Below are 24210 nucleotides of genomic sequence, written 5' to 3'. Positions count from 1 at the left end.
GAAAGCGGATGCCCAGGCGTATAAAGGATTATTTGATTGTATTGAGCGCAGGCGTGTGCTTGAGCACCACTGTGCTCGCTGTTCAACCGGAGCCGGAACACTTCACCTTATTGAGCCGCGCAGGGTCCGTCCAACTGGACACCTCTCTGGACAAGACCCAGCGCCAGTGGTTGCAGAACAAACGCGAGCTGGTGCTGGGCACGGCACTCCCTGACTACCCGCCCTTCGACCTCACATCCAGTGGGCGTGACTACGAAGGACTGACCGCCGATTATGCCGGGATTCTGGCCAAAGCCTTGTCGATGCCGGTCAAGGTCTTGCGCTACCCATCACGGGAAGCGTCCATCCAGGCACTCGAATCGGGGGAGATCGACCTGCTCGGCACCTCCAATGGCTTTGAGGCCGCCAACCCCCTGCTCAGCCTTTCCGCGCCGTATGCGGTGGATCAACCGGTGCTGGTCACCCGCGAGGGTGAAACCCGCAGCCTCACAGATGGCCTCGCAGGGCTACGGTTAAGTCTGGTCTATCACTACCTGCCACTGGACGAAGTGCAGAAGCTGTACCCCAAGGCCCTGATCCGCGCCTACCCGTCGTACCAGAATGCGTTGAATGCGGTGGCATTCGATCAGGCGGATGTGTTTCTCGGCGATACCATTTCCACTCACTACATGATCAACAAGGGCTACCTGAAAAATATCCGCATGGCCAATTTCGGGAAGCACGAGGCCCATGGTTTCAGCTTTGCCATGCGCCAGGACCAGCACATGCTGCAGGGCATTGTCGATTCAGTGCTGGCAAAGGTGCCCACCAACGAACGCGAGAGCATTGCCAAGCGCTGGAGTGCCGGCAGCGACATCCTGCTGACCGACCAGAAGCTGCAACTGAGCAAACGCGAGGAGCGCTGGCTGAACGATCACCCGGTGGTCAAGGTGGTTGTCAACGAAACCTTCGCACCGTTGTCCTTCTTCGATGCCGACGGCAATTTTCGCGGCATCACCGCCGACCTGCTGGAGCTGATCCGCCTGCGCACCGGGTTGCGCTTCGAACTCCAGCGCGAGCGCGATGTGAACGCAACGATCGACCAGATCAACACCGGCAAGGCCGACATGATCGGTGCCATCGTTCCAAGCACCGAGCGGGAGGCCCAACTGAACTTCAGCCGGCCCTATCTCGAAAACTCCTACGTGATGTTGACGCGCAAGGAAGACCGGACGCCGAACGGCCTGGACGCGATGGAAGGCAAGCGCCTGGCGGTCACCCAGGGCAGCCCGCTGGTAAAGTTCCTGCGCGAACGCTATCCGCGGATTCAACTGGTAGAGACCGGTGACACCTTCAAATCCACCGAGCTGTTGGTACAAGGGCACGTGGACGGCGCCGTAAACACCTTGGTGATCGCCAACTACTTGCTGTCGTCACCGATGTTCCAGGACAAGATTCAGATCAGCTCCAGCATCGGCACCGCGCCGGCCACGTTCGCGCTGGCGACATCCCGCAGGGCCACCGAACTCACGTCGATTATCGACAAGGCCCTGCTCAGCATCGCCCCGGATGAGCTGGGCGTCATCAACAGCCGGTGGCGCGGCTACACCGCCGCGTCCGACAGTTACTGGCGCAACTACCACGACCTGATCGCCAAGATCATTCTCGGCACTGGCCTGCTGCTATTGATTTCCCTGGCCTGGAACGCCTACATGCGCCGGCAGATCAAGCATCGCAAGATGGCCGAGCGCGCACTCAACGACCAGTTCGAGTTCATGCGCGCACTGGTCAACGAAACGCCCCATCCGATTTACGTGCGTGACCGCAAGGGCCTGCTGCAAACCTGTAACGACAGCTACCTGCAAGCGTTCGACGTCAAACGCGAGGACGTGATCGGCAAAAGTGCGCTCCAGATCAGCACGGCACTCGAAACAGAGGCCGCTCAATATCACGCCGACTACCAGCGCGTTGTGGCGCAAGGCGACCCGTTGATCCTGGATCGGTCGCTGCACATCCGCGGCAAGAAACTGACGATCTACCACTGGATCCTGCCTTACCGCGATTCGACGGGCGAGGTCCGAGGCGTCATCGGCGGCTGGATCGACATCAGCGAGCGGCGCCAGCTGTTCGATGAACTGCGCACGGCCAAGGAGCGCGCCGACGAGGCCAATCGGGCGAAAAGCACTTTTCTCGCAACCATGAGCCACGAGATCCGTACGCCGATGAATGCGGTGATCGGTATGCTGGAGCTGACGCTAAAACGTGCCGACCAAGGGCACCTGGACCGTCCGGCAATCGAGGTGGCCTACAACTCGGCCAAGGATTTGCTGGAACTGATCGGCGACATCCTCGACATCGCCCGCATCGAATCCGGCCGCCTGAGCCTGGCCCCCGAGCGCGTCAACCTCAAGGAAGTGATCGAATCGGTGGTGCGGGTATTCGACGGCCTGGCGCGCCAGAAAACCCTGAGCCTGCTGCTGGAGTTCAAGCCTGAGTGTGATGACCACGATGTGCTGATCGACCCGTTGCGCTTCAAGCAGGTGCTGTCCAACCTGGTCAGCAATGCCATCAAGTTCACTGAACGCGGTCAGGTAAAGATCCGCGTGGAATTACTGGACACCGAGGTCGCGCAGCAAGTCGAAATGAAGCTGGTGGTGGAGGACACCGGTATCGGCATCAACCGCGACGACCAACTGCGGTTGTTCGAACCCTTCGCCCAGGCGGACAACTCGGGGCATTTGGCCCGCAGCGGCGCAGGACTGGGGCTGGTCATCTGCCGCAGCTTGTGCGCAATGATGGGCGGCACCCTGAGCCTGAGCAGCGTACCGATGGTCGGTACCCAGGTGCATGTCAGCCTGAAAATGTCGCGCCTGCAGCCAGTCGAGGCGGTGAATGAACTCAAGCCGGTGGCGCCGGCGCCTGCCCCGGTGCTCAACGTATTGGTGGTGGACGATCACCCGGCGAACCGCTTGCTGATGTGCCAGCAACTGGGTTACCTGGGGCACCAGTTCACCGCGGCCTCGCACGGTGCTGCCGGCTTTCAGGCCTGGCGCCAGGAACGCTTCGACCTGGTGATCGCCGACTGCAACATGCCTATCATGAACGGCTACGAGTTGACCCGCTCGATTCGTGAGTACGAACAGCGCGAACAACTGCGCCCTTGCGTAGTGCTGGGTTTTACCGCCAACGCCCAGCCCGAGGAGAGACAGCGCTGCATTGAAGCGGGCATGGACGATTGCCTGTTCAAACCGATCAGCCTGACGGCACTGGAGCGGCAACTGGCGCAGATATGCCCGCAGCCATCGGGCCTCAAGTTGGACCTCGGCAGCCTGGACGCGCTCACCGGAGGCGACCCGCAACTGAGCCGGCGCCTGCTGGAGGAGCTACTGAGCAGCAGCGGCCGTGATCGCCAGGAGCTGGTCGCCTTGCTTGCACGCGAGGCCGCAACCCATGACATCATCGAGCAGGCCCACAAGATCAAGGGTGCTGCGCGCATTGTGCAGGCCAGCGTGTTGGCCGGGCAATGTGAAGCCCTGGAACAGGCCTGCGCAGCGGGTGAGGACCGGGCCACGATCGAAACAGGTATCAAGGCTCTGGAAAAATGCATGCTTGAACTGGAGCGGGTACTGCAAACCCAGCTCAATGAGCTGAATCGCCGGGATAACCTCTAGTTGTGGCGAGGCAGCTTGCTCCCGCTGGGCTGCGTAGCGGCGCCAAAACCGGGGAGCGCTGCGCATTCCAGCGGGAGCAGGCTCCCTCGCCACGAAAAGCGCGATGGTGTTATGGGCAGTCGGTCAAACGCAGGAAAATCGCCGCCAATTGCTCGATGCCAACGCTGTCCTGCTCGGTAAAACGCGCCAGTGACGGGCTGTCGAGGTCGAGAACGCCGATCAACTGGCCATCCTTGACCAGTGGCACCACCAACTCACTGTTGGAGGCACTGTCGCACGCGATATGCCCCGGGAACGCATGCACATCTTCCACCCGCTGGGTTTGCCGCGAGGCGGCTGCGGCGCCGCACACACCACGGCCAAACGGAATACGCACACAGGCGATCTGACCCTGGAACGGCCCCAGCACCAACTCTTCATTGCGGTTGAGGTAGAAACCGGCCCAGTTGAGGTCGTCCAACTGGTTGAACAGGAACGCAGAAAACTGCGCACTGTTGGCGATGAAGTCACGTTCATCGGCGAGCAGCGACTCCAGTTGCGCACACAGCATGGCATAGCCGTCGAGGCCGGTGCCGGCGTGTTGTAGATCGATCATGGTTGACGCTCCAGCAATTTGAGGCCCACCCAGTAACGGGCGAATTGATATGCGCAACGGCCGTTGCGGTTGCCGCGTCCGGTGGCCCAGCGCACGGCGAGGATGTCGAGCGCTTCGTCACGTTGCCACGGCAGGCCGGCCTTGCCCGCCAGTTCGCCGATCCAGTGCTCAACCACATCCAGGAAGTGTTCCTGGGTGAACGGATAGAACGACAGCCACAGGCCAAAACGGTCGGACAGCGCGATCTTGTCTTCCACCGCCTCGCTGGGGTGCAACTCACCGTCCACACGTTTCCAGTTGTCGTTGTCACTCTGGTTTTCCGGTACCAGGTGACGACGGTTCGACGTGGCGTACAGCAGCACGTTTTCCGGCGCCTGCTCGAGGGACCCATCGAGCACGCTCTTGAGCACGCGATAGTCGCCCTCGCCCGCTTCGAACGACAGATCATCACAGAACAGGATGAAGCGTTGCGGCAGCTTGAGCAGCTGCTCGACCACACGCGGCAGGTCGGCCAGGTGGTCGCGTTCGATCTCGATCAAGCGCAGGCCGGCCGCTGCATGCTGGGCCAGCAAGGCGCGGACCATGGACGACTTGCCGGTGCCGCGCGACCCCCACAACAACGCATGGTTGGCAGGCAGGCCGTCGAGAAACTGCTGGGTATTGCGCGCCAGGGTTTCCCGTTGCTTGTCCACGCCGATCAGATCGGACAGGCGCATATCCAGGCTGACTTCCAGCGGCAGCAAGTAACCAGTGCGGCCTTCACGCTGCCAGCGGGCAGCCAGGCAGTGGCTCCAGTCGATGGTTTGGCGCGGCGCGGGCAACAAAGGTTCGAGCCGGGCGAGTACGGCATCGGCCCGCTCAAGAAAGGCATTCAATCGAGAATCCACGATTATTCCTCTGGCAAGTTCTTGCAAAAGATGGCGTATTGGCAGCCCCGCGGCAAAACACACGAGGCTGCGTAAAAACGATTAATGCCGGGCAAGCCAGAGCCGGTGGATGTTCAGCTATGCTTGCCGGGCGAAGGGAAACGTGAAGTGGTTCAACACTCAATGGATATCAAGTTCGCCCACCGCTTGTCTTATAAACAAGCCAGATTGACTGTGCTGGTCGGTTTCGTCTTGGGAACCTTGCTCAGTCTGATCCAAATCGGCATTGATTATGCCAGCGAAGACGCATCCATCAACCGTGAAATACGCTCGTTGCTCGAAATCAGCCACAACCCCGCGTCACGTATCGCCTACAACATCGACGCCGAACTGGCGCAAGAGCTGACCCTGGGCCTGCTGCAATCCCCTGCGATCATCCGCGCCCGTCTGGTCGATAACAACGGCGTGGTACTGGCTGACGTCAATCGGCCACGCAAGGAAAGTACCTACCGCCCCATCAGCGATTTCCTGTTTGGTGCCAATCGCCAGTTTGAAGACCGACTGTTCCTCAGCCACATGCCCAACGAATCCCTCGGCGAATTGCACCTCGACGTCGATACCTACGCGTTCGGCAGCCGATTCCTGCGCCGCGCCGAAATCACCTTGCTCAATGGCTTTGCCCGCAGCCTGCTGCTGACCGGGATCCTGCTCGCCCTGTTCTACGTGATGCTGACCCAACCGCTGGTGCGCATCATCCACGCCCTGAGTACCAGCAAGCAGACGCGCCTGGATTGCCCGCCCGGCCACGAGCACGACGAAATCGGCGTGCTGGTGAACGTCGCCAACCAGCAATTTGAAAACATGGAAACCGAGATCCAGCAGCGCCGCCACGCCGAAGACCGCCTCACCGAATACCTGGGGCAACTGGAAAATATCGTCTCGGCGCGCACCCTGGAACTCAAGACCAGCAATCAGCGCCTGAGCCAATCCAATGACGAGCTGGAGGCGGCGAAGGTCAACGCCCTGGGCATGGCCCAAGCCAGGGCCGCGTTCCTGGCGAACATGAGCCATGAAATCCGCACACCGCTCAATGGCTTGCTGGGGATGATCGCCCTTAGCCTGGACAGCCCGCTGACCGCCGAACAGCGCCAGCAACTGTCGATAGCCCATGACTCGGGCAAAGTGCTGGTGGAGTTGCTCAACGACATTCTCGACCTGTCCAAGTTTGACGCCGGCCAGTTGGAGCTGGAGTCGATCCCGTTCGACCTGGGCTCGTTGGTGGAAGATACCGCGAACCTGCTGTCGCAGAACGCCGCCTCAAGCGTGGAACTGACCTGCCTGATCGACCCACAGTTTCCGGCCCAGGTGATCGGTGACCCGACACGCGTGCGGCAGATCGTCAGCAATTTGTTGTCCAACGCGCTGAAATTCACACGCTTTGGCCGTGTGGACGTGCGCCTGAGCACCCACAATGACCAAGTCAGAATCGAGGTGTGTGACACCGGTATCGGCATTGCCCAGGAAGCGCAGGTGAAGATCTTCCAGCCCTTTACCCAGGCCGGCGCAGGCATCACCCGCCAGTTTGGCGGCACCGGGCTGGGCCTGGCCCTGACCTACAACCTGTGCGAAGCGATGCGCGGGCGCTTGAGCATCAGTTCAGAAGTCGGCTTCGGCAGCCAGTTCTGCGCCGAATTACCGCTGCCCACACATTTACCGGCGGTTCAGCAGGCGCCTCTGCAAGGCGAGGTGATCGCCATTACCAGTGCCGGCAGCGGCCTGGCGGAATTGCTCACCACCCTGCTACCACATTGGGGGCTCACGCCACGCTGCTATCCCCGCGATGCCGACTTGGGCGGGCAGAGCCCCGATCTGTTGATCACTGACTGCCCCGAATGCCTGTTCCGCCTGCGCCCGACGATCAGCGCTCCGATCCTGTTGGTCACCGCCTATGGCAACTTCATGCCCAGTGAAGAAGTCGCGGCCCTGGCGCCGTTGCAGCAACAGGCGCGCCCGTTGAGCCGCACTGCGCTGTACCAGATCCTGCATCGCAACCTGCGCAGCGACACGCAACCGTTCCTTGACCCGATCCAGATCGAGACCCCACCCCTCGCGCAGCGGGCACGCATCCTGCTGGTAGAGGACAATCCGGTCAATCAACTGGTGGCCAAGGGCATGCTGAGCAAGCTGGGCTGTGAAGTGGTGATCGCCGCCCATGGTGGCGAAGCGCTCAAGTTCCTTGAGGAACAGCGCTTTGACATGGTGCTCATGGACTGCAACATGCCGGTCATGGATGGCTACGAAGCCAGCCGGCAGATCCGCCGCAGCGGGCGCTGGCCGGACCTGCCCATCGTGGCCTTGACCGCCAATGCCCTGGCCGAAGAACGCGAACGTTGCCGAGCAGCGGGGATGAATGACTACCTGGCCAAGCCATTCCGTCGTGAAGAGCTCAATGGCCTGCTGGATCTGTGGGTGCCGAGGACGACAAGTCTTTGATCTGCGCCAGCAGTTGGTCCAGGCCATCGCGCAGGGCATCGGCCTGGTTCAGGTCGACGCCGCTGTCGCACAGCAAGCGGGTTTTCAAGGCGTGGGCCTGCCCCTTCAACTGCGCGCCCGCCTCGCTCAGGCTCAAATGCACCTCACGCTCGTCCCGTGCACTGCGCTGACGCCGCACCAGCCCGAGTTGCTCCAGGCGCTTGAGCAGGGGCGTGAGCGTGCCCGAATCGAGCATCAACCGCTGCCCCAGCGCCCGCACCGTGGGCAGGGCCTGGGCCGCCGCGTGCCATTCCCACAGCACCAGCATGGCCAGATACTGCGGATAGGTCAGGCCGAGCTGATCGAGCATGGGCTTATAGGCACGGGTCACGGCGCGGGAAGCGGCATAGAGCTTGAAGCACAGCTGATGGTCGAGGGCGAGGGAGACGGTCATTTGAGCAGGGCTTCGATCTCTTGAGTCAGGTCCTGGGGCTTGGTGGTCGGGGCGAAACGCTTGACCACCTGGCCGTCGCGACCGATGAGGAACTTGGTGAAGTTCCACTTGATGCCTTTGGAGCCGAGCAGGCCTGGCGCTTGCTGTTTCAGCTGGACGAACAACGGGTGGGCATCGTTGCCATTGACGTCGATTTTCTTGAACAAGGGGAAACTGACGCCGAAATTCAGCTCGCAGAACTCGGAAATCGCCCCTTCGTTACCCGGCTCCTGCTTGCCGAACTGGTTGCAGGGAAACCCCAATACCACCAGCCCCTGGTCCTTGTAGGCCTGCCAGAGTTGCTCCAGCCCCTTGTACTGCGGGGTGAAGCCACATTTGCTGGCGGTGTTGACCACCAGGATGGCCTTGCCGGCGAAATCGGCCAAGGTTTTTTGCTCACCCTTGATGGTGGTGCAAGGAATGCTCAGCAGGGGATTGCTCATGGCAGTGCCTCGATGACAAAGGAGGAAAGAGGCTGAAAGATAGCTTCCAATTCAATTGCACGCAATTTAATCATGCATTCCTGTCGTGCTAGCGCGGCACGAAATCGAGGCACACCGAGTTGATGCAGTAACGCAAGCCCGTCGGCGGCGGGCCGTCCGGGAACACGTGGCCCAAGTGGGCATCGCATTTGGCACAGGTAACTTCAGTGCGGATCATGCCGTGGCTGACGTCACGGATCTCGATCATCGCACTCTCGGCAATCGGTTCGTAGAAGCTCGGCCAGCCGCAGCCTGCATCGAATTTGGTGCTGGAATCGAACAGCGGCTCATTGCAGCAGATGCAGTGATAAACGCCATCGGTGGTGGTGGCATTGTATTTGCCGGAAAACGGGCGCTCAGTGCCTTTGAGGCGACACACCTGATACTGCGCCGGGTCGAGCATTTCCCGCCATTCCTCAAGGGTTTTCTGCAACTTTTCCATCGATACACCTCGGCAACTGAAAAACCCTGATCTGTATCTTTTCCGTAGATCAGGTGGCACGTATGATTGCGCCTCTTCAAAACGCCAGTCTGGCACCCGCGCCATCGGCATTCAAACGTATTTATGGGGGCGGGCCCCGCAGGATTCGCAGTACGGTTGTGTCCACACCGTCTGGATCGTTCATTTTCAGGATCACATCGCCATGCAGGTCAGCAAATCGAACAAGCTCGCCAACGTCTGCTACGACATTCGCGGCCCGGTGCTCAAGCACGCCAAGCGTCTGGAAGAGGAAGGCCATCGCATCCTCAAGCTGAACATCGGCAACCCGGCGCCCTTTGGTTTCGAAGCGCCGGACGAAATCCTCCAGGACGTGATCCGCAACCTGCCGACGGCGCAGGGCTACAGCGACTCCAAGGGCCTGTTCAGCGCGCGCAAGGCGGTGATGCAGTACTACCAGCAGAAACAGGTCGAAGGTGTCGGCATCGAGGACATCTACCTGGGCAATGGCGTGTCCGAGTTGATCGTGATGTCCATGCAGGCCCTGCTCAACAATGGCGACGAAGTGCTGGTGCCGGCTCCGGACTACCCGCTGTGGACCGCCGCCGTGACCCTGGCCGGCGGCCACCCGGTGCACTACCTGTGTGACGAAGGCGCCGACTGGTTCCCGGACCTGGCCGACATCAAGGCCAAGATCACCCCGAACACCAAGGCTTTGGTGATCATCAACCCGAACAACCCGACCGGCGCGGTGTATTCCAAGGAAGTGCTGCTGGGCATGCTGGAACTGGCGCGCCAGCACAACCTGGTGGTGTTCTCGGACGAAATCTACGACAAGATTCTCTACGACGACGCCGTACACGTATGCACCGCCTCCCTGGCGCCGGACCTGCTGTGCCTGACCTTCAACGGCCTGTCCAAGTCCTACCGCGTGGCGGGTTTCCGTTCCGGCTGGATCGCGATCTCCGGTCCCAAGCACAACGCCCAGAGCTACATTGAAGGCATCGACATGCTGGCCAACATGCGCCTGTGCGCCAACGTGCCGAGCCAGCACGCCATCCAGACCGCCCTGGGCGGCTACCAGAGCATCAACGATCTGCTCCTGCCCCAGGGGCGCCTGCTGGAGCAGCGCAACCGCACATGGGAACTGCTCAACGCCATCCCCGGCGTGAGCTGTGTGAAACCGATGGGCGCGCTGTACGCCTTCCCACGCATCGACCCGAAAGTCTGCCCGATCTTCAACGACGAGAAATTCGTGCTCGACCTGTTGCTGTCGGAAAAGCTGCTGGTGGTCCAGGGCACGGCGTTCAACTGGCCGTGGCCGGATCACTTCCGTGTAGTGACCTTGCCGCGTGTGGATGACCTGGACATGGCCATTGGTCGCATCGGCAACTTCCTCAAATCCTATCGCCAGTAACGACAATGACGCTGTACGACTGGGAATAGGTCGTACAGCGATTATCTGGCAACACTTCTCTACCCTTTTATCCCTCTTCCCTGTCTCGGTCCCCCCATAAAACGCTCAGCCCCCTATAATTACGGGGCGCGACGGCACAGGCATAACGATCAAGACGGGCTTTAGGGATCGGAAATTCCCTTCAAGACTCTACATTCAGGCTGTAGGACACAGTTTGAAATAGTCGCTCGGTTGAATAGCCCCAAGCCGCACCTTATATACCCCGCAGTACGCGACATATTTAGCATGAGGAGAACTCTACAACCATGATGCGCATCCTGCTGTTCTTGGCCACTAACCTGGCGGTCGTGCTGATTGCCAGCATCACCCTGAGCCTTTTCGGCTTCAACGGGTTCATGGCGGCCAACGGGGTTGACCTGAACCTCAATCAGCTGCTGGTTTTCTGTGCGGTCTTTGGTTTTGCCGGCTCGCTCTTCTCGCTGTTCATCTCCAAGTGGATGGCGAAGATGAGCACCAGCACCCAAGTCATCACCCAGCCACGCACCCGGCATGAGCAATGGTTGCTGCAGACCGTCGAGCAATTGTCCCGCGAGGCCGGTATCAAGATGCCGGAAGTCGGGATCTTCCCGGCCTATGAAGCCAACGCCTTTGCCACCGGCTGGAACAAGAACGACGCGCTCGTTGCAGTGAGCCAGGGCATGCTGGAACGCTTCTCGTACGACGAAGTGAAGGCGGTGCTGGCCCACGAGATCGGCCACGTGGCCAACGGCGACATGGTCACCCTGGCGCTGGTCCAGGGCGTGGTGAACACCTTCGTGATGTTCTTCGCACGGATCATCGGCAACTTCGTCGACAAGGTGATCTTCAAGAACGAAGAAGGCCGCGGCATTGCCTACTACGTGGCGACCATCTTCGCCGAACTGGTGCTGGGCTTCCTGGCCAGTGCGATCACCATGTGGTTCTCGCGCAAACGCGAATTCCGCGCAGACGAAGCCGGTGCGCGCCTGGCGGGTACCGGGGCGATGATTGCAGCCCTGCAACACCTGCGCTCCGAACAGGGCCTGCCGGTGCACATGCCGGACAGCTTGACGGCCTTTGGCATCAACGGCGGTATCAAACAGGGCATGGCTCGCCTGTTCATGAGCCACCCGCCGCTGGAAGAGCGGATCGACGCACTGCGTCGTCGAGGCTGACAGGCCACGAGTGTCACCAAAAGGGGCGATTTGATCGCCCCTTTTTTGTGGCTGCTTATATCGCCATCGCAGGCAGCTCCCACAGGGGAATGCGATCAAAATGTGCGGGCGGCGGTGCGACGATTCGACTTGCCCGCAATGGCGCCAGCAAATTCAGCGCTTGACCAACTGATACACGCGCTCTTCAAGGCGCGTAACGCCGTCCTGCACAAACTTCCAACTCTCACCCAGGATGTCCTGCTCTTGCAGCACCTGCAGCGTCCAGTGCTCGCCTAGCAGCAGCTGCACCTCTTCATCCGTCACCGCGAACGGAGGACCCGCCTTCTGCACTTGCTCGTAGTCCAGGGTAATCAACAAACCCTGGCAGCCTGCTGGCAGCAACGTATTCAGATGATCGGTGTAGCGCGCCCGCATCAGCGGCGGCAAGGCAATCAACGCCGCGCGATCATAGAGCGCCGCGCAATCCGCCAGCACCTCGGCATCCAATGCGAAGAAATCGCCACACCAAATCTCGATCGAATCCGCCTGATACACCTTGAACACACCCCGCCCGGTGATGCGCGGCGTGAGATTCTGCTCACTGAAGAACGCCTCAACCGCCTGCTCCGACAGCTCCACCCCCAATACCCGCAGGCCTTGGCTGGCCAGCCACATCAAGTCCAGGCTCTTGCCACACAAGGGCACCAGCACCTTGGCGCCTTCGGCCAATGGCGGCCAGTGCCGTTGCAGGTACGGGTTGACCTCAGGCAAGTGAAAGCCGATCTGATTACGTGCCCAGCGCTCCTGCCAAAACTTGGGTTCCATGGACACCCCCGAAAATTCGATCAAATTGCGCTAAAACTTATATTAGATTTAGATCAATGATCTGATTGAAGATGGCTCCATGTTAACGCTCAGGACCCTACTTATGTTCCCCAGCCTGTTTATCTCCCACGGTTCGCCCATGCTCGCCCTGCAACCCGGCGCCAGCGGCCCTGCCCTTCAGCGCCTGGCTGGCGAAATGCCGCGTCCGAAGGCGATTGTCGTGGTCTCGGCACACTGGGAAAGCCAGGAACTGCTGGTCAGCGGCAGCGCCGCACCAGAAACCTGGCATGACTTCGGTGGCTTCCCCCGCGAACTGTTCGCGGTGCAGTACCCGGCACCGGGCGACCCGCAGCTGGCCGGCGAAATTGTCGAATTGCTGCACGCCGACGGCCTGAATGCACGTATCGATGAGCGCCGCCCTTTCGACCACGGCACCTGGGTGCCGCTGTCGCTGATGTACCCCGCGGCAGAAATTCCGGTGGTGCAGGTATCGTTGCCCAGCCGCATGGGCCCTGCCCTGCAGACGCGGGTCGGACATGCCCTCGCCGGCTTGCGCGGGCAAGGCGTGCTGTTGATCGGCTCGGGCAGCATCACTCACAACCTGGGTGAGCTGGACTGGCACGCCGGGCCGGAAAGCATCGAGCCGTGGGCACGGGAGTTTCGCGATTGGATGGTGGAAAAGCTGGCCGCCAACGATGAGGCCGCGCTGCATGATTATCGGCGCCAGGCACCGCATGCAGTACGTAGCCATCCGAGTGATGAGCACCTGTTGCCGCTGTACTTCGCGCGCGGCGCCGGCGGGGATTTCAGCGTCGCGCACCAGGGCTTCACCATGGGTGCCTTGGGCATGGACATCTACCGGTTTGGCTGACACAGATCACAATGTGGGAGCGGCGGTTGACCCTAAATCGAGCAGGCAAAAAAAATCCCCGAACCAGTCGGGGATTTTTTATGTGCGATCAATCAGCCCAGGGGCGGATCAATCTTCGCGGTAGCGACGCAGCTTCAGCTGCTTACCGGCAACGCGAGTGTCTTTCAGCTTGGCCAGCAGTTTTTCCAGACCATCTTCCGGCAGCTCCACCAGGGAGAAGCTGTCACGGACCTGGATGCGACCGATGGCTTCACGCGCCAGGCCACCCTCGTTGAGGATAGCGCCCAGCAGGTTCTTGGCCGCGATACCATCACGCGCGCCCAGCGCGGTACGGCAACGAGCACGACCTTCAGCCAATGGAACCGGAGCGCGACGCTCACGATCACCACGGTCTGGACGGTCGCCGGAACGTTCTGGACGATCACCGCGTGGCGCGCTGTTCGGAACCAGTGGACGTTCTTTCTCGATGGCAGCCAGGGTCAGGGCTTGACCGTTGGTCGCTTTGCGCAGCAGAGCTGCAGCCAGGGCACGAGGGGTGCAACCGATATCGGCGGTCAGGCGGTCCAGCAGGTCGCCGTGGGTCGATTCAGCGTCAGCCACCAGTGGTGCCAGGCTGTTGGTCAGTTTCTTGATGCGCGCATCCAGAACAGCCTGGGCGTCCGGCAGGCGGACTTCGGCAACTTTCTGACCGGTCACACGCTCGATCACTTGCAGCATGCGGCGCTCACGTGGAGTCACCAGCAGCAGTGCACGACCTTCGCGACCCGCACGGCCGGTACGGCCGATACGGTGAACGTAGGACTCTGGATCGTAAGGCATGTCAACGTTGAACACGTGGGTGATACGTGGAACGTCGAGACCACGAGCGGCAACGTCGGTCGCTACAACGATGTCCAGACGGCCATCCTTGAGGGAGTCGATCACGCGCTCACGTTGGTTCTGGGCGATGTCACCGTTCAGCGCAGCGGCTTTGTAGCCTTTGGCTTCCAGGGCACTGGCCAGGTCCAGGGTCGCTTGCTTGGTACGCACGAACATGATCAGGGCGTCGAAGTCTTCGACTTCCAGCAGGCTCAATACAGCCGAGGTCTTCTGGTCAGCGTGAACCAACAGGTGAGCCTGTTCGATCGCGGTAACGGTCTGAGTCTTGGTCTGGATCTTCACGTGCTCTGGGTCACGCAGGTGACGCTCGGCAATGGCACGGATCGACTGTGGCAGGGTAGCCGAGAACAGTACGGTCTGACGGGTCGGTGGCAGCGCCTTGAAGATGACTTCCAAGTCATCCATGAAGCCCAGCTTCAACATTTCGTCAGCTTCGTCGAGAACCAGGTGGTTCACGGTCGACAGGACTTTTTCGTCACGACGCAGGTGGTCGCACAGACGACCCGGCGTGGCGACAACGATCTGTGCGCCATTACGGATTGCTTTCAGTTGTGGGCCCATAGGCGCGCCGCCGTAAACGGCCACAACGGTTACGCCTGGCATTTGCTTGGCATAGGTTTCGAAAGCGGTTGCTACTTGCAGCGCCAACTCACGGGTTGGCGCCAGGATCAGGGCTTGCGGTTCGCGCTTGGCAGGATCGATGCAGTGCAGGATAGGCAGGGCGAACGCGGCGGTTTTACCAGTACCGGTTTGCGCCTGGCCAATCATGTCCTTGCCGGCCATGATGATCGGGATCGATTGCTGCTGAATCGCCGAAGGCTCTTCGTAGCCAGTCGCTGCGACGGCTGCAAGGATATTCGGGTTCAGATTAAAAGCGGCGAAGCCGCCGGTTTCCTGGGTCATGGGTCTGCCTCTAAGTGCATCCGCAAAGACCCATGCTCCAAAGCTGCGCATGCCGTGTTGAGACTCAAGAGTCGCCCTGGCTGCTTTGTCGGCGGGGATTTGCGAAAACGAATGAAAGAAAAAAGATTCGTCAAGGAAGAGTCCGCTGTGCGGACGTGCAGCCGAAGCTGACTTCGGGGAATTGCGCTACCTAAACGCGGCCCGGTTAAAGGCCGGCGCGCACTATACCGGAAATACCTGAAAAAGGGAGCTTTTTTTATCGCAAAGCACCGATAAACCGCAGCGTGTCACAGTCTTTGCAGATAACTCCCACAGGGTCTATTTTTCAAAGGCCCGGCCCTGTTGGTCATAACGCTTAAACGGTTCACCCAACCACCAAGAGCCTTTGGTCCGAAACCTAGCTTGCGCCCGAGGGCACACCCGATGAATCAAGCCAGCAGCAGTCGCGTCAGCCGTGCACTCCAGGGCCATGTCTTGCTCTTGGGCCTGGATCGGGTGGCGAAACGCAACGCCTTTGACCTGGATTTGCTCAACGAGCTGAGCCTGGCTTATGGCGAATTTGATCGAAATGACGATGCGCGGGTCGCCGTGGTGTTTGCCCACGGCGACCACTTCACCGCCGGCCTCGACCTGGCGAATGTCAGCGCGGTGATGGCTGGCGGCTGGCAACCGCCGCTGGGGGGATGTGATCCCTGGGGCGTGTTCGCCGGCCCACGGGTGGGCAAACCCGTGATCGTTGCCGCCCAGGGTTACTGCCTGACTATCGGGATCGAGCTGATGTTGGCGGCCGACATCAACCTGTGCGCAAGCAATACGCGCTTTGCGCAGATGGAAGTACAGCGTGGGATCTTTCCGTTTGGCGGCGCGACATTGCGCTTCCCGCAGATCGCCGGTTGGGGCAACGCGATGCGCTGGTTGCTCACCGGGGATGAGTTCGACGCCCATGAAGCGTTGCGCCTGGGCCTGGTGCAGGAAGTGATGGCCAGCGAAGACTTGCTGCCACGCGCCATCGAGTTGGCCAATCGCATTGCGCGCCAGGCGCCACTGGGTGTACAGGCGACATTGATGTCGGCACGCATGGCGCGGATGGAAGGCGAAGCCGTGGCGGCGCAGGCGTTGCCGCCGATGGTGGATAAACTGCTCAACAGCGAAGATGCCAAGGAAGGTGTGAAAGCGATGATCGAGAAGCGGCCCGGGGTGTTTAAAGGTATTTAGTTGCCGACAGTGATGGCCTCTTCGCGGGCAAGCCAGCTCCTACACTTAACCGCGTACATCCTTTGGAATGCGGTTGAATGTGGGAGCGGGCTTGCCCGCGAAGGCGTCGGCACACACACCTAAGTCGCCGGCCGGATCGCCTTGATCAACGCCTGCAACGAGTACCCCAACCGCGGCGCCAGGGCCTCGGCACGGGCCGACAGCGCCTGCATGTCCAATAGCTGGTCCAACTCCGAAGGCACCAGCAAAATCACATTGCCCTCCTTCACCGGCAGTTCCCAATAATGCCGGTGGTACAAGCCACGCAACAATGCCGCGCCCAGCGGCTTGCCATCATCGGTGGCCCACTGGTTGATCACCAGCCAGCCGCCGGGGTTGAGCTTCTTCTGGCAATTTTCCAGGAAGGTCCAGGCCAGGTGTCCGACGCCGGGGCCAACATCGGTATACAGGTCGACGAAAATCAGATCGGCCGACTCAGCGGTCTCCAGCAGTTGCAAAGCGTCGCCGATGCGGATGTACAGACGCGGATCGTCGTCCAGCCCCAGGTACTCGATGGCCAGACGCGGCACATCGGGGCGCAGCTCAATGGCTTCCACATCTTCCAGCGGTAAGAACTTGAGACATGCCTGGGTCAGCGTACCCGCGCCCAAACCAAGGAACAGCGCACTCTCCGGCTGTTCATGGCACAACGCGCCAATCAGCATCGCACGGGTGTAGTCGTATTCCAGCCAGCTCGGGTCGGCCGTGAACACGCAGCTTTGCTCAATGGCGTCGCCAAATTCGAGAAACCGGTAATCGGCCACTTCGAGCACACGGATCATGCCGAAGTCATCATGGACTTCGGCCAGCAGGCGCTCGACACGCTCCTCGCTCATCACTACTCCTAAAGGCTTGGCTACACGGCAAAGGCGCGATTGTCGGCCAACCGGCGGCAACAGGTCACGCACTAATTGCTGATAACATTGGCGCCCACCGTCAATCAGCCAATCGAGTTCAAGATGAGCCAACCCTGGAGCCCCGACAGCTGGCGCGCCCTGCCGATCCAGCAACAACCCCAGTACCCGGACGCTGCACACTTGCTGCAAGTGGAGCAGAACCTGGCCAGCTACCCGCCGCTGGTGTTTGCCGGGGAAGCCCGCGAGTTGCGCCGTCAGTTTGCCGAAGTGACCCAGGGCCGCGCCTTCCTGCTGCAGGGCGGCGACTGCGCCGAAAGCTTCGCCGAGTTCTCTGCCGCGAAAATCCGCGACACCTTCAAGGTGCTGCTGCAAATGGCCATCGTGATGACCTTCGCCGCCGGCTGCCCGGTGGTGAAAGTCGGGCGCATGGCCGGCCAGTTCGCCAAGCCGCGCTCGGCCAACGATGAAACCATCGACGGCATCACCCTGCCCGCCTACCGGGGCGACATCGTCAACGGTATCGGCTTCGACGAAAAAAGCCGTGTGCCGGACCCGGACCGCCTGCTGCAGTCCTACCACCAGTCCACCGCCACCCTCAATTTGTTGCGCGCGTTTGCCCAGGGCGGTTTCGCCGACCTGCACCAGGTGCACAAGTGGAACCTGGACTTCATCGCCAACTCCGCCCTGGCGGAAAAATACAGCCAACTGGCCGACCGCATCGACGAAACCCTGGCGTTCATGCGTGCCTGTGGCATGGACAGTTCGCCGCAACTGCGCGAAACCAGCTTCTTCACCGCCCACGAAGCGCTGCTGCTCAACTACGAGCAAGCCTTCGTACGCCGCGACAGCCTGACCAACGACTACTACGACTGCTCGGCCCACATGCTCTGGATCGGCGACCGCACCCGCCAGCTGGACGGCGCCCATGTCGAGTTCCTGCGCGGCGTGAACAACCCGATTGGGGTCAAGGTCGGCCCGAGCATGAACCCCGACGACCTGATCCGCCTGATCGACATCCTCAACCCGGACAACGACCCCGGCCGCCTCAACCTGATCGCGCGTATGGGCGCCGGCAAGGTCGGCGACCACCTGCCAAACCTCATCCGCGCCGTACAGCGCGAGGGCAAGCAGGTGCTGTGGAGTTCCGACCCGATGCACGGCAACACCATCAAGGCCAGCAGCGGCTACAAGACCCGCGACTTTGCGCAGATCCTTGGCGAAGTGAAGGAGTTCTTCCAGGTGCATCAGGCCGAGGGCAGTTATGCCGGCGGGATTCATATCGAGATGACCGGGCAGAACGTCACCGAATGCATCGGTGGTGCACGGCCGATTACCGAAGACGGGTTGTCGGACCGTTATCACACCCACTGTGATCCGCGGATGAATGCGGACCAGTCGTTGGAGTTGGCTTTTTTGATTGCCGAGACCTTGAAGCAGGTCAAGCGCTGAGATTTTAGTTGCCTGGGCTGACGCCTTCGCGGGCACGCCCGCTCCCACATTTTGATTTGTGAACACGCTCAACTGTGGAAGCGGGCTTGCCCGCGAAGAGGCCCTAGAGGCCCGCACTTATACTGATCATTGCCGCCCTCAACCGCACCGCACTCGCCCGCTGGCAATTCAACTGCACCCGCTCCAGCCCCAGCCAATCCGCCATCTGCCGCAAGTTCAGCGCCAGCGCCAACATCCCCTGCTCATCCAGCCCCGGCTCTTCTTCATGCACCGCATGCACCGCCAACCGACCATTGGCGCGTTCGGCACGCAGGTCAACACGCGCAGCAATCCGCTCGTTGTGCAAAAACGGCAGCACGTAGTAGCCGTACACCCGCTTCTGCTGGGGCGTGTAAATCTCCAATCGATAACGGAAATCAAACAGCCGCTCGGTGCGGCTGCGCTCCCAGATCAACGAGTCGAACGGCGACAGCAAAGCACTGGCCGAGAGCTTGCCGGGGACTTTCGACTCGGGCAGGCAGTACGCCGGTTGTTTCCAGCCCTGCACCTGGCAGACGAGCAATTGGCCGTCTTCCACCAGTTCGGCCAGACGATGGCGGCTGTCGGTGGGGTCCAGGCGGAAGTAATCGCGCAGGTCTTTTTCGGTGCCCACACCGAGTGCGGTGGCGCTGTGCAGCAGCAAGCCGCGCTGGGCTTCGGCTTCGCCGACAGTCGCTTGCAGGATCTCGCCGGGAATGACGCGCTCCGGCAAATCATAGAGACGCTCAAACCCGCGCCGACCGGCAACCGTGACCAGCCCGGCAGCGAACAGCCATTCCAGCGCGTGCTTTTCGTCACTCCAGTCCCACCATGGGCCAGCGCGCTCTTCGCGGGTGGACAAACTGCCCGCGCCGACGGCGCCCTGCTGTTCGACCGTCTTGAGCACGCGCTGGATGATCGCCTGTTGCTCCCGCCCGAAACGCGCCATCTGCGCGTAAATCCCCTGCCCTTGCTGCGCCCGCTGCATGCGCCAGCGCAACAATGGATACAGCGCCATCGGCAGCAGTGAGGCCTCATGCCCCCAGTATTCAAAGAGTGAACGGCGGCGCCCCTGGCTCCAGGCCGCTTGCTCAAGCAGCGACGGGGAGTAACTGCCCAAGCGGGAGAACAGCGGCAGGTAATGGGAGCGCACCACGGCGTTGACCGAATCGATCTGTAACACACCGAGGCGCTCGATCAAGCGGTTGAGGTGCGCGGGCTTGATCTGTGCAGGCGCCTGGCGCCCGGAAAATCCCTGGGCGGCCAGTGCCATGCGTCGAGCTTGCTTGAGTGAAAACGATAGGTCGGCGGGCATGGGACTCTCCGTGTGGGCGCCCCCTTACCCTACTGCATCCACGGTCATTTTCGCAGCGGGTCTTGCCAGTCGTGCAGACGGCGCTCGCGCTCAACGTCGGCGCGACTGAGACCAATATCCTTGAGCGCGTCATCGCTCAAACTCGCCAATACCTGGCGTTCCTGCCAACGGTGCAGTGCGTTCAGCACACCGCAAAAGGGTCGCTTCGCCATCAGCACGAAACCTTTTTGACCTTTCATCTTCTCGCCCTCCCTTGGGGATGGCGCAAGTGTGTGCCCGGCCTTATGATCAATCCAACGAATGTTTCTTATGCAATACATCTCAGAGATTGATCAATTGTCCGCCTACCCAAGCATCGACACTGAAGTGCTGCGCACCTTCGTCGCCATCGCCGAGCAGGGCGGATTCACCCGTGCCGGCGAGCACGTAAACCGCACCCAGTCGGCGGTGAGCATGCAAATGAAGCGCCTCGAAGAAGACGTGTTGCAGCGCAAGTTGTTCGAGCGCGATGGCCGGCAGGTGCGGCTGACGCCGGAGGGCCAAGTGCTGCTGGGCTATGCGCGGCGCATCCTCAAGCTGCACAGCGAGGTGTTCAACACCCTGCGCGAGCCGCATATGGTCGGACTGGTGCGCATCGGCACACCGGACGACTACGTGATGCGCTTCCTGCCGGGGATTCTCAAGCCGTTTTCCAAGGCCTATCCGCTGATCCAGATCGAAATGCACTGCGAATCGTCGACGGTGCTGATGCAGCGCCGGGACCTGGCATTGACCGTGATCAGCCGCGAGCCGGGTAATGAAATGGGGGAACTGCTGCGCACCGAACGTATGGTCTGGGCCGCCGCCCCCTGCTTTTGCATGGATGAGCACGACACCTTGCCCCTGGCGGTTTCCGGCGGCGATTGCCTGTACACCCAATGGGCCCGCTCCGCCCTGGAAGTCGCCGGGCGCGATTATCGCCTGGCCTACCACAGCACCAATGGCGCGGCGATCCAGGCAGTGGTAAGCGCCGGCCTGGCGGTGATGATCAGCATGGAAAGCCTAGTGACCGAGGACCTTCGCGTGCTCGGCAACGAAGAAGGATTCCCACCCTTGCCGTCGATGAATCTGCACTTGCTGCGTAACCCGCTGATGGCCTCGCCCATCACCGAATGCCTGGCCGAGTACATCATCGAAGGTTTCAAACTTTAAACATCAACATCACCGCACACACCACCAGGAAACCGCAGAACAGCCCGCGCAGCAGCCGTTCCGGCATGGCGTGGGCGACTTTCACCCCCCAACTGATGCTGAGCAGCCCCCCCACCGCCAGAGGCACGCCGATCAACCAATCCACCTCCTGGTGCCAGGCGTAGGTCACCAGGGTCACGCCGGTGCTGGGCAATGCCAGAGCCAGGGACAACCCTTGGGCGACGACCTGGGAGGTGCCGAACAGGCTAGTCAACACAGGCGTCGCAATCACCGCGCCGCCCACACCAAACAGACCGCCCATGGACCCGGACGCCGCGCCCAGGACACCGAGCCATGGCCAGCTGTAGCGCATCTCGGCACTCGGCGGCGCGTTGCGTGTGAACATGCGCAACAGGTTGTAGGCCGACAGTGCCAACAGGAAGGCGATAAAACCGAGGCGCATCGCCCCGGCATCCAGGCCCACCGCCCAGATCGAACCCAGCCACGCAAAGCTGAAGCCCATGATCCCCAGCGGCAGCGCATGGCGCAGTTGAATGCGGTTGCGTTGATGGTACCGCCACAGCGCCAGCATCACGTTGGGTACCACCATCACCAAGGCCGTGCCTTGGGCGATCTGCTGGTCCAGGCCGAAAAACACCCCCAGCACCGGGATGGCAATCAGCCCGCCACCAATGCCGAACAGACCACCCACGGTGCCCAAGGCCACGCCCAATACCAGGTACATCGCTAAATCCAACACCGCTCGCCACTCCACAATCCCAAGACCTCCATGCTACGCAGTCGGCTATGGCACGGAAACGCATAGCAACGCACAATGGCTGTGCCGATCTCGCATAAGCGCTCACCATGAATCCAAATATCCTGACTGACCAACTGAGCCTGTTTCTCGATGTGCTGGAGACCGGCAGCTTCTCCGCCGCCGCACGCCGCCATCCATTGACGCCCTCGGCGGTGGCGCGGCGTATCGACAGCCTGGAAAGCTCGGTGGGCAGCCGCCTGTTCCAGCGCAGCACCCACGCCGTGGTACCCACCCCGGCGGGCCTGGCGTTTGCCGAGCGGGCGCGGCGGATTGTCAGCGAGTTGCAACTGGCCCGGGCCGAAGCGGTGTCCCTGAGCCATGCACCGGAAGGCCTGATTCGGGTGGATGCGCCGGCGGCGTTTGGGCGTCGGCATCTGGCGCCGGTGATTGCGGACTTCCTGAATGTGTACCCCGGGCTGGATGTGCACCTGCACCTGATCGACAGCTTTGTGGACATGCAGGGTGCGCACTTGGGCAAGGTCGACCTGGTGCTGCGTGCCGGGCATATCGTCGACACCCGGCTGATCGCCACGCCCCTCGCCAGTATCGTGCGTATCGCCTGTGCCAGCCCGGCCTACCTGAAAAACCGCGGTACGCCGACCCACCCCCGCGAATTGAGTGACCATGACGGGCTCGACTGGGATGGCCTGGCCCCCATATTCGCCTGGCGTTTCGAGCTGGATGGGCGCCGCGCGACCTATCGCCCACAGCGCATCCGCATGAGTGCAAACAATGCCGAAGCCCTGCTCTCCGGTGCCCTGGCCGGATTGGGCATCGCACACCTGCCCACCTGGCTGGCCAGCGAATATCTGGTGCGTGGCGAACTCGTACCGCTGTTTTGTGAAGGCGGCTTGCCGAGCCCGGAGACCACCGGGATCTATGCGCTGCGCCTGGAACAACAGCCCAACGCGCGCAGCCGATTATTGCTGGAATACCTGAAAACCCGTTTCAGCCCGGTGCCGCCCTGGGACCTGGCGCTGCAAAGCGGCTTGATCTGACCGCCTGGGCAGAATTATCTGGCGCATTAAACATTCGCCCGCTAGATTCCAGCCCAGACATGTTTTTTTAAGGCACCGCCATGAGCAAAAATCCCGCCCCGTGCGAATCCCTGCTGCTGGATAACCAGCTGTGCTTCGCCCTGCACTCCACCTCGCTGCTGATGACCAAGGTTTACAAGCCAATGCTGCAAGCCCTTGGCCTGACCTATCCGCAATACCTGGCCATGATGGTGCTGTGGGAAGAGGATGGATTGACTGTCGGCGAAATCAGCAGCCGCCTGCTGACTGATCCGGGCTCCCTCACGCCGCTGCTCAAGCGCCTGGAAGCCGAGGGATTGCTGAGCCGCACACGCAGCCGTGAGGATGAACGGGTGGTGGTGGTGGAACTGACCGACGCCGGGCGCGCCTTGCAGGACAAGGCCATGGGCATTCCGCAGTGCATCCTCGGTGCCAGCGGCCTGGAGTTGGCGCAGTTGCGCAAATTGCAGGCCGATCTGATTGCGCTGCGCAGCAACCTGCAAGCCAACGTCTGACACTGTAGACCAGCCACCCAGCAGCCAAATGTGGGAGCTGCCTTGTGTGGGAGCGGGCTTGCTCGCGAATGTGGTGGGTCAGTCACTTGATTAGTAGCTGGCAGGCCGCATTCGCGAGCAAGCCCGCTTTTACACACACATTGGGTTCACGTGGTTTCTGGAAATAATTTGCAAATTTATCTTGCGCGCAAAACATTAGCGCTATACATTCGCCTCACCAACTACTTAGCGCGCAAACATTTTGCGCAACAAACCAAGAGGACGACACCATGCAAACTCTCTACACCGCAGTAGCCACCGCCACCGGCGGCCGTGATGGTCGTGCGGTTTCCAGCGACAATATCCTCGACGTCAAACTCTCCACCCCCAAGGAACTGGGCGGTGCCGGTGGCCAGGCGACCAACCCTGAGCAACTGTTCGCGGCCGGCTACTCGGCGTGCTTTATCGGTGCACTGAAATTCGTCGCCAGCCAGACCAAACGCAAAATCCCGGATGACGCTTCGATCACGGCCCATGTGGGCATCGGTCAAATCCCCGGTGGTTTTGGCTTGGACATCGACCTGCACATCAGCCTGCCAGGCCTGGCTCAGGACGACGCGCAAAGCCTGGTCGACGCGGCACATCAGGTGTGCCCATACTCCAACGCCACCCGCGGCAATGTGGATGTGCGCCTGCACGTCACCGTCTGACCTAAACGGCGCCCATAAAAAAACCCGACTCAGAGTCGGGTTT

22 protein-coding genes are annotated in these 24210 nt (G+C 61.1%); 11 read left to right on the top strand and 11 right to left on the bottom strand.

Going from position 1 to position 24210, the window contains the following annotated elements; genetic code table 11:
• Nucleotides 1-8 precede the first annotated feature (8 nt).
• Nucleotides 9-3650 (top strand): transporter substrate-binding domain-containing protein, encoded by a 3642-nt coding sequence (locus PSH81_RS08415; protein ID WP_305392313.1) that lies wholly within the window; start codon nucleotides 9-11, stop codon nucleotides 3648-3650.
• A gap of 109 nt (nucleotides 3651-3759) precedes the next feature.
• On the opposite strand, the gene PSH81_RS08410 is transcribed toward PSH81_RS08415, so the two are convergent.
• Together PSH81_RS08410 and PSH81_RS08405 are read right to left on the bottom strand one after the other, a co-directional pair.
• The gene (locus tag PSH81_RS08410; protein WP_192298763.1) at nucleotides 3760-4245 is read right to left on the bottom strand and encodes a GAF domain-containing protein; all 486 of its coding nucleotides are present in this window, start codon (nucleotides 4243-4245) and stop codon (nucleotides 3760-3762) included.
• On the bottom strand, nucleotides 4242-5132 hold the full coding sequence (locus tag PSH81_RS08405) for an ATP-binding protein (protein ID WP_226455405.1): 891 nt from the start codon (nucleotides 5130-5132) through the stop codon (nucleotides 4242-4244). Before PSH81_RS08405 ends, PSH81_RS08410 begins: the two co-directional genes overlap by 4 nt.
• A gap of 162 nt (nucleotides 5133-5294) precedes the next feature.
• On the opposite strand from PSH81_RS08405, the gene PSH81_RS08400 reads away from it, so the two are divergent.
• Nucleotides 5295-7604, top strand: a complete 2310-nt coding sequence (locus tag PSH81_RS08400) for a response regulator (RefSeq protein WP_226455404.1) — start codon at nucleotides 5295-5297, stop codon at nucleotides 7602-7604.
• On the opposite strand, the gene PSH81_RS08395 is transcribed toward PSH81_RS08400, so the two are convergent.
• The 3 genes from PSH81_RS08395 to msrB all read right to left on the bottom strand — a co-directional run bounded on the left by PSH81_RS08395 (nucleotide 7558) and on the right by msrB (nucleotide 9000).
• Nucleotides 7558-8037, bottom strand: a complete 480-nt coding sequence (locus tag PSH81_RS08395) for a MarR family winged helix-turn-helix transcriptional regulator (protein WP_305392312.1) — start codon at nucleotides 8035-8037, stop codon at nucleotides 7558-7560. The genes PSH81_RS08400 and PSH81_RS08395 overlap by 47 nt on opposite strands.
• On the bottom strand, nucleotides 8034-8519 hold the full coding sequence (locus PSH81_RS08390; protein WP_226455402.1) for a glutathione peroxidase: 486 nt from the start codon (nucleotides 8517-8519) through the stop codon (nucleotides 8034-8036). Before PSH81_RS08390 ends, PSH81_RS08395 begins: the two co-directional genes overlap by 4 nt.
• Nucleotides 8520-8607: 88 nt before the next feature.
• On the bottom strand, nucleotides 8608-9000 hold the full coding sequence (msrB, locus tag PSH81_RS08385; protein ID WP_226455401.1) for a peptide-methionine (R)-S-oxide reductase MsrB: 393 nt from the start codon (nucleotides 8998-9000) through the stop codon (nucleotides 8608-8610).
• A 202-nt stretch (nucleotides 9001-9202) separates the two neighbouring features.
• On the opposite strand from msrB, the gene PSH81_RS08380 reads away from it, so the two are divergent.
• Together PSH81_RS08380 and htpX are read left to right on the top strand one after the other, a co-directional pair.
• Nucleotides 9203-10414: a pyridoxal phosphate-dependent aminotransferase gene (locus PSH81_RS08380; RefSeq protein WP_192298757.1), complete on the top strand. Its 1212-nt coding sequence runs from the start codon at nucleotides 9203-9205 to the stop codon at nucleotides 10412-10414.
• A gap of 305 nt (nucleotides 10415-10719) precedes the next feature.
• On the top strand, nucleotides 10720-11607 hold the full coding sequence (gene htpX / locus PSH81_RS08375; RefSeq protein ID WP_176998241.1) for a protease HtpX: 888 nt from the start codon (nucleotides 10720-10722) through the stop codon (nucleotides 11605-11607).
• A 153-nt stretch (nucleotides 11608-11760) separates the two neighbouring features.
• Here the strand turns inward: htpX and PSH81_RS08370 are convergent, their stop codons facing one another.
• Entirely contained in the window at nucleotides 11761-12411 is a 651-nt protein-coding gene (locus PSH81_RS08370) for a thiopurine S-methyltransferase (RefSeq protein ID WP_305392311.1), read from the bottom strand.
• Nucleotides 12412-12514: 103 nt separating this feature from the next.
• On the opposite strand from PSH81_RS08370, the gene PSH81_RS08365 reads away from it, so the two are divergent.
• Nucleotides 12515-13282: a class III extradiol ring-cleavage dioxygenase gene (locus PSH81_RS08365; RefSeq protein ID WP_305392310.1), complete on the top strand. Its 768-nt coding sequence runs from the start codon at nucleotides 12515-12517 to the stop codon at nucleotides 13280-13282.
• Nucleotides 13283-13390: 108 nt separating this feature from the next.
• On the opposite strand, the gene PSH81_RS08360 is transcribed toward PSH81_RS08365, so the two are convergent.
• On the bottom strand, nucleotides 13391-15064 hold the full coding sequence (locus PSH81_RS08360) for a DEAD/DEAH box helicase (RefSeq protein WP_192298754.1): 1674 nt from the start codon (nucleotides 15062-15064) through the stop codon (nucleotides 13391-13393).
• Nucleotides 15065-15487: 423 nt separating this feature from the next.
• Here PSH81_RS08360 and PSH81_RS08355 point away from each other — a divergent pair, with 423 nt between their 5' ends.
• Nucleotides 15488-16279 carry a crotonase/enoyl-CoA hydratase family protein gene (locus PSH81_RS08355; RefSeq protein WP_305392309.1) on the top strand — a complete coding sequence of 264 codons (792 nt, stop codon included), beginning with the start codon at nucleotides 15488-15490 and terminating at the stop codon, nucleotides 16277-16279.
• Between the two features lie 119 nt (nucleotides 16280-16398).
• Here the strand turns inward: PSH81_RS08355 and PSH81_RS08350 are convergent, their stop codons facing one another.
• Nucleotides 16399-17154 carry a spermidine synthase gene (locus PSH81_RS08350; RefSeq protein ID WP_192298752.1) on the bottom strand — a complete coding sequence of 252 codons (756 nt, stop codon included), beginning with the start codon at nucleotides 17152-17154 and terminating at the stop codon, nucleotides 16399-16401.
• 123 nt (nucleotides 17155-17277) lie between these two features.
• Here PSH81_RS08350 and PSH81_RS08345 point away from each other — a divergent pair, with 123 nt between their 5' ends.
• A complete protein-coding gene (locus PSH81_RS08345) occupies nucleotides 17278-18624 on the top strand; it encodes a class II 3-deoxy-7-phosphoheptulonate synthase (RefSeq protein ID WP_122759419.1) in 1347 nt (448 codons plus the stop codon).
• 103 nt (nucleotides 18625-18727) lie between these two features.
• On the opposite strand, the gene PSH81_RS08340 is transcribed toward PSH81_RS08345, so the two are convergent.
• Both PSH81_RS08340 and PSH81_RS08335 read right to left on the bottom strand, forming a co-directional pair.
• Nucleotides 18728-19957: a winged helix-turn-helix domain-containing protein gene (locus tag PSH81_RS08340; RefSeq protein WP_226455398.1), complete on the bottom strand. Its 1230-nt coding sequence runs from the start codon at nucleotides 19955-19957 to the stop codon at nucleotides 18728-18730.
• Nucleotides 19958-20001: 44 nt separating this feature from the next.
• Nucleotides 20002-20196 (bottom strand): DUF1127 domain-containing protein, encoded by a 195-nt coding sequence (locus PSH81_RS08335; RefSeq protein WP_226455397.1) that lies wholly within the window; start codon nucleotides 20194-20196, stop codon nucleotides 20002-20004.
• Nucleotides 20197-20266: 70 nt separating this feature from the next.
• Here PSH81_RS08335 and PSH81_RS08330 point away from each other — a divergent pair, with 70 nt between their 5' ends.
• A complete protein-coding gene (locus PSH81_RS08330) occupies nucleotides 20267-21148 on the top strand; it encodes a LysR family transcriptional regulator (protein ID WP_305392308.1) in 882 nt (293 codons plus the stop codon).
• Here the strand turns inward: PSH81_RS08330 and PSH81_RS08325 are convergent.
• Nucleotides 21138-21887: a sulfite exporter TauE/SafE family protein gene (locus tag PSH81_RS08325; protein WP_226455396.1), complete on the bottom strand. Its 750-nt coding sequence runs from the start codon at nucleotides 21885-21887 to the stop codon at nucleotides 21138-21140. The genes PSH81_RS08330 and PSH81_RS08325 overlap by 11 nt on opposite strands.
• 107 nt (nucleotides 21888-21994) lie before the next feature.
• Here PSH81_RS08325 and PSH81_RS08320 point away from each other — a divergent pair, with 107 nt between their 5' ends.
• From PSH81_RS08320 to PSH81_RS08310, 3 genes are all read left to right on the top strand, one after another.
• On the top strand, nucleotides 21995-22945 hold the full coding sequence (locus PSH81_RS08320; RefSeq protein ID WP_192298746.1) for a LysR family transcriptional regulator: 951 nt from the start codon (nucleotides 21995-21997) through the stop codon (nucleotides 22943-22945).
• 80 nt (nucleotides 22946-23025) lie between these two features.
• Nucleotides 23026-23478, top strand: coding sequence for a MarR family winged helix-turn-helix transcriptional regulator (locus tag PSH81_RS08315; RefSeq protein ID WP_226455395.1), 453 nt, complete (start codon nucleotides 23026-23028; stop codon nucleotides 23476-23478).
• 269 nt (nucleotides 23479-23747) lie between these two features.
• Nucleotides 23748-24167, top strand: a complete 420-nt coding sequence (locus PSH81_RS08310) for an organic hydroperoxide resistance protein (RefSeq protein WP_010176159.1) — start codon at nucleotides 23748-23750, stop codon at nucleotides 24165-24167.
• Nucleotides 24168-24210 lie beyond the last annotated feature (43 nt).

Source organism: Pseudomonas sp. FP2335 (assembly GCF_030687535.1).
GTDB lineage: Bacteria > Pseudomonadota > Gammaproteobacteria > Pseudomonadales > Pseudomonadaceae > Aquipseudomonas.
This window is presented reverse-complemented; position numbering and strand designations above follow the sequence as displayed.

What these genes read in the sequence shown, in the direction of transcription:
- PSH81_RS08415 (WP_305392313.1), top strand. Translation starts at nt 9, where the DNA reads ATGCCCAGGCGTATAAAGGATTATTTGATTGTATTGAGCGCAGGCGTG.
- PSH81_RS08410 (WP_192298763.1), bottom strand. Translation starts at nt 4,245, where the DNA reads ATGATCGATCTACAACACGCCGGCACCGGCCTCGACGGCTATGCCATG.
- PSH81_RS08400 (WP_226455404.1), top strand. Translation starts at nt 5,295, where the DNA reads ATGGATATCAAGTTCGCCCACCGCTTGTCTTATAAACAAGCCAGATTG.
- PSH81_RS08395 (WP_305392312.1), bottom strand. Translation starts at nt 8,037, where the DNA reads ATGACCGTCTCCCTCGCCCTCGACCATCAGCTGTGCTTCAAGCTCTAT.
- PSH81_RS08390 (WP_226455402.1), bottom strand. Translation starts at nt 8,519, where the DNA reads ATGAGCAATCCCCTGCTGAGCATTCCTTGCACCACCATCAAGGGTGAG.
- msrB (WP_226455401.1), bottom strand. Translation starts at nt 9,000, where the DNA reads ATGGAAAAGTTGCAGAAAACCCTTGAGGAATGGCGGGAAATGCTCGAC.
- PSH81_RS08380 (WP_192298757.1), top strand. Translation starts at nt 9,203, where the DNA reads ATGCAGGTCAGCAAATCGAACAAGCTCGCCAACGTCTGCTACGACATT.
- htpX (WP_176998241.1), top strand. Translation starts at nt 10,720, where the DNA reads ATGATGCGCATCCTGCTGTTCTTGGCCACTAACCTGGCGGTCGTGCTG.
- PSH81_RS08370 (WP_305392311.1), bottom strand. Translation starts at nt 12,411, where the DNA reads ATGGAACCCAAGTTTTGGCAGGAGCGCTGGGCACGTAATCAGATCGGC.
- PSH81_RS08365 (WP_305392310.1), top strand. Translation starts at nt 12,515, where the DNA reads ATGTTCCCCAGCCTGTTTATCTCCCACGGTTCGCCCATGCTCGCCCTG.
- PSH81_RS08360 (WP_192298754.1), bottom strand. Translation starts at nt 15,064, where the DNA reads ATGACCCAGGAAACCGGCGGCTTCGCCGCTTTTAATCTGAACCCGAAT.
- PSH81_RS08355 (WP_305392309.1), top strand. Translation starts at nt 15,488, where the DNA reads ATGAATCAAGCCAGCAGCAGTCGCGTCAGCCGTGCACTCCAGGGCCAT.
- PSH81_RS08350 (WP_192298752.1), bottom strand. Translation starts at nt 17,154, where the DNA reads ATGAGCGAGGAGCGTGTCGAGCGCCTGCTGGCCGAAGTCCATGATGAC.
- PSH81_RS08345 (WP_122759419.1), top strand. Translation starts at nt 17,278, where the DNA reads ATGAGCCAACCCTGGAGCCCCGACAGCTGGCGCGCCCTGCCGATCCAG.
- PSH81_RS08340 (WP_226455398.1), bottom strand. Translation starts at nt 19,957, where the DNA reads ATGCCCGCCGACCTATCGTTTTCACTCAAGCAAGCTCGACGCATGGCA.
- PSH81_RS08335 (WP_226455397.1), bottom strand. Translation starts at nt 20,196, where the DNA reads ATGAAAGGTCAAAAAGGTTTCGTGCTGATGGCGAAGCGACCCTTTTGC.
- PSH81_RS08330 (WP_305392308.1), top strand. Translation starts at nt 20,267, where the DNA reads ATGCAATACATCTCAGAGATTGATCAATTGTCCGCCTACCCAAGCATC.
- PSH81_RS08320 (WP_192298746.1), top strand. Translation starts at nt 21,995, where the DNA reads ATGAATCCAAATATCCTGACTGACCAACTGAGCCTGTTTCTCGATGTG.
- PSH81_RS08315 (WP_226455395.1), top strand. Translation starts at nt 23,026, where the DNA reads ATGAGCAAAAATCCCGCCCCGTGCGAATCCCTGCTGCTGGATAACCAG.
- PSH81_RS08310 (WP_010176159.1), top strand. Translation starts at nt 23,748, where the DNA reads ATGCAAACTCTCTACACCGCAGTAGCCACCGCCACCGGCGGCCGTGAT.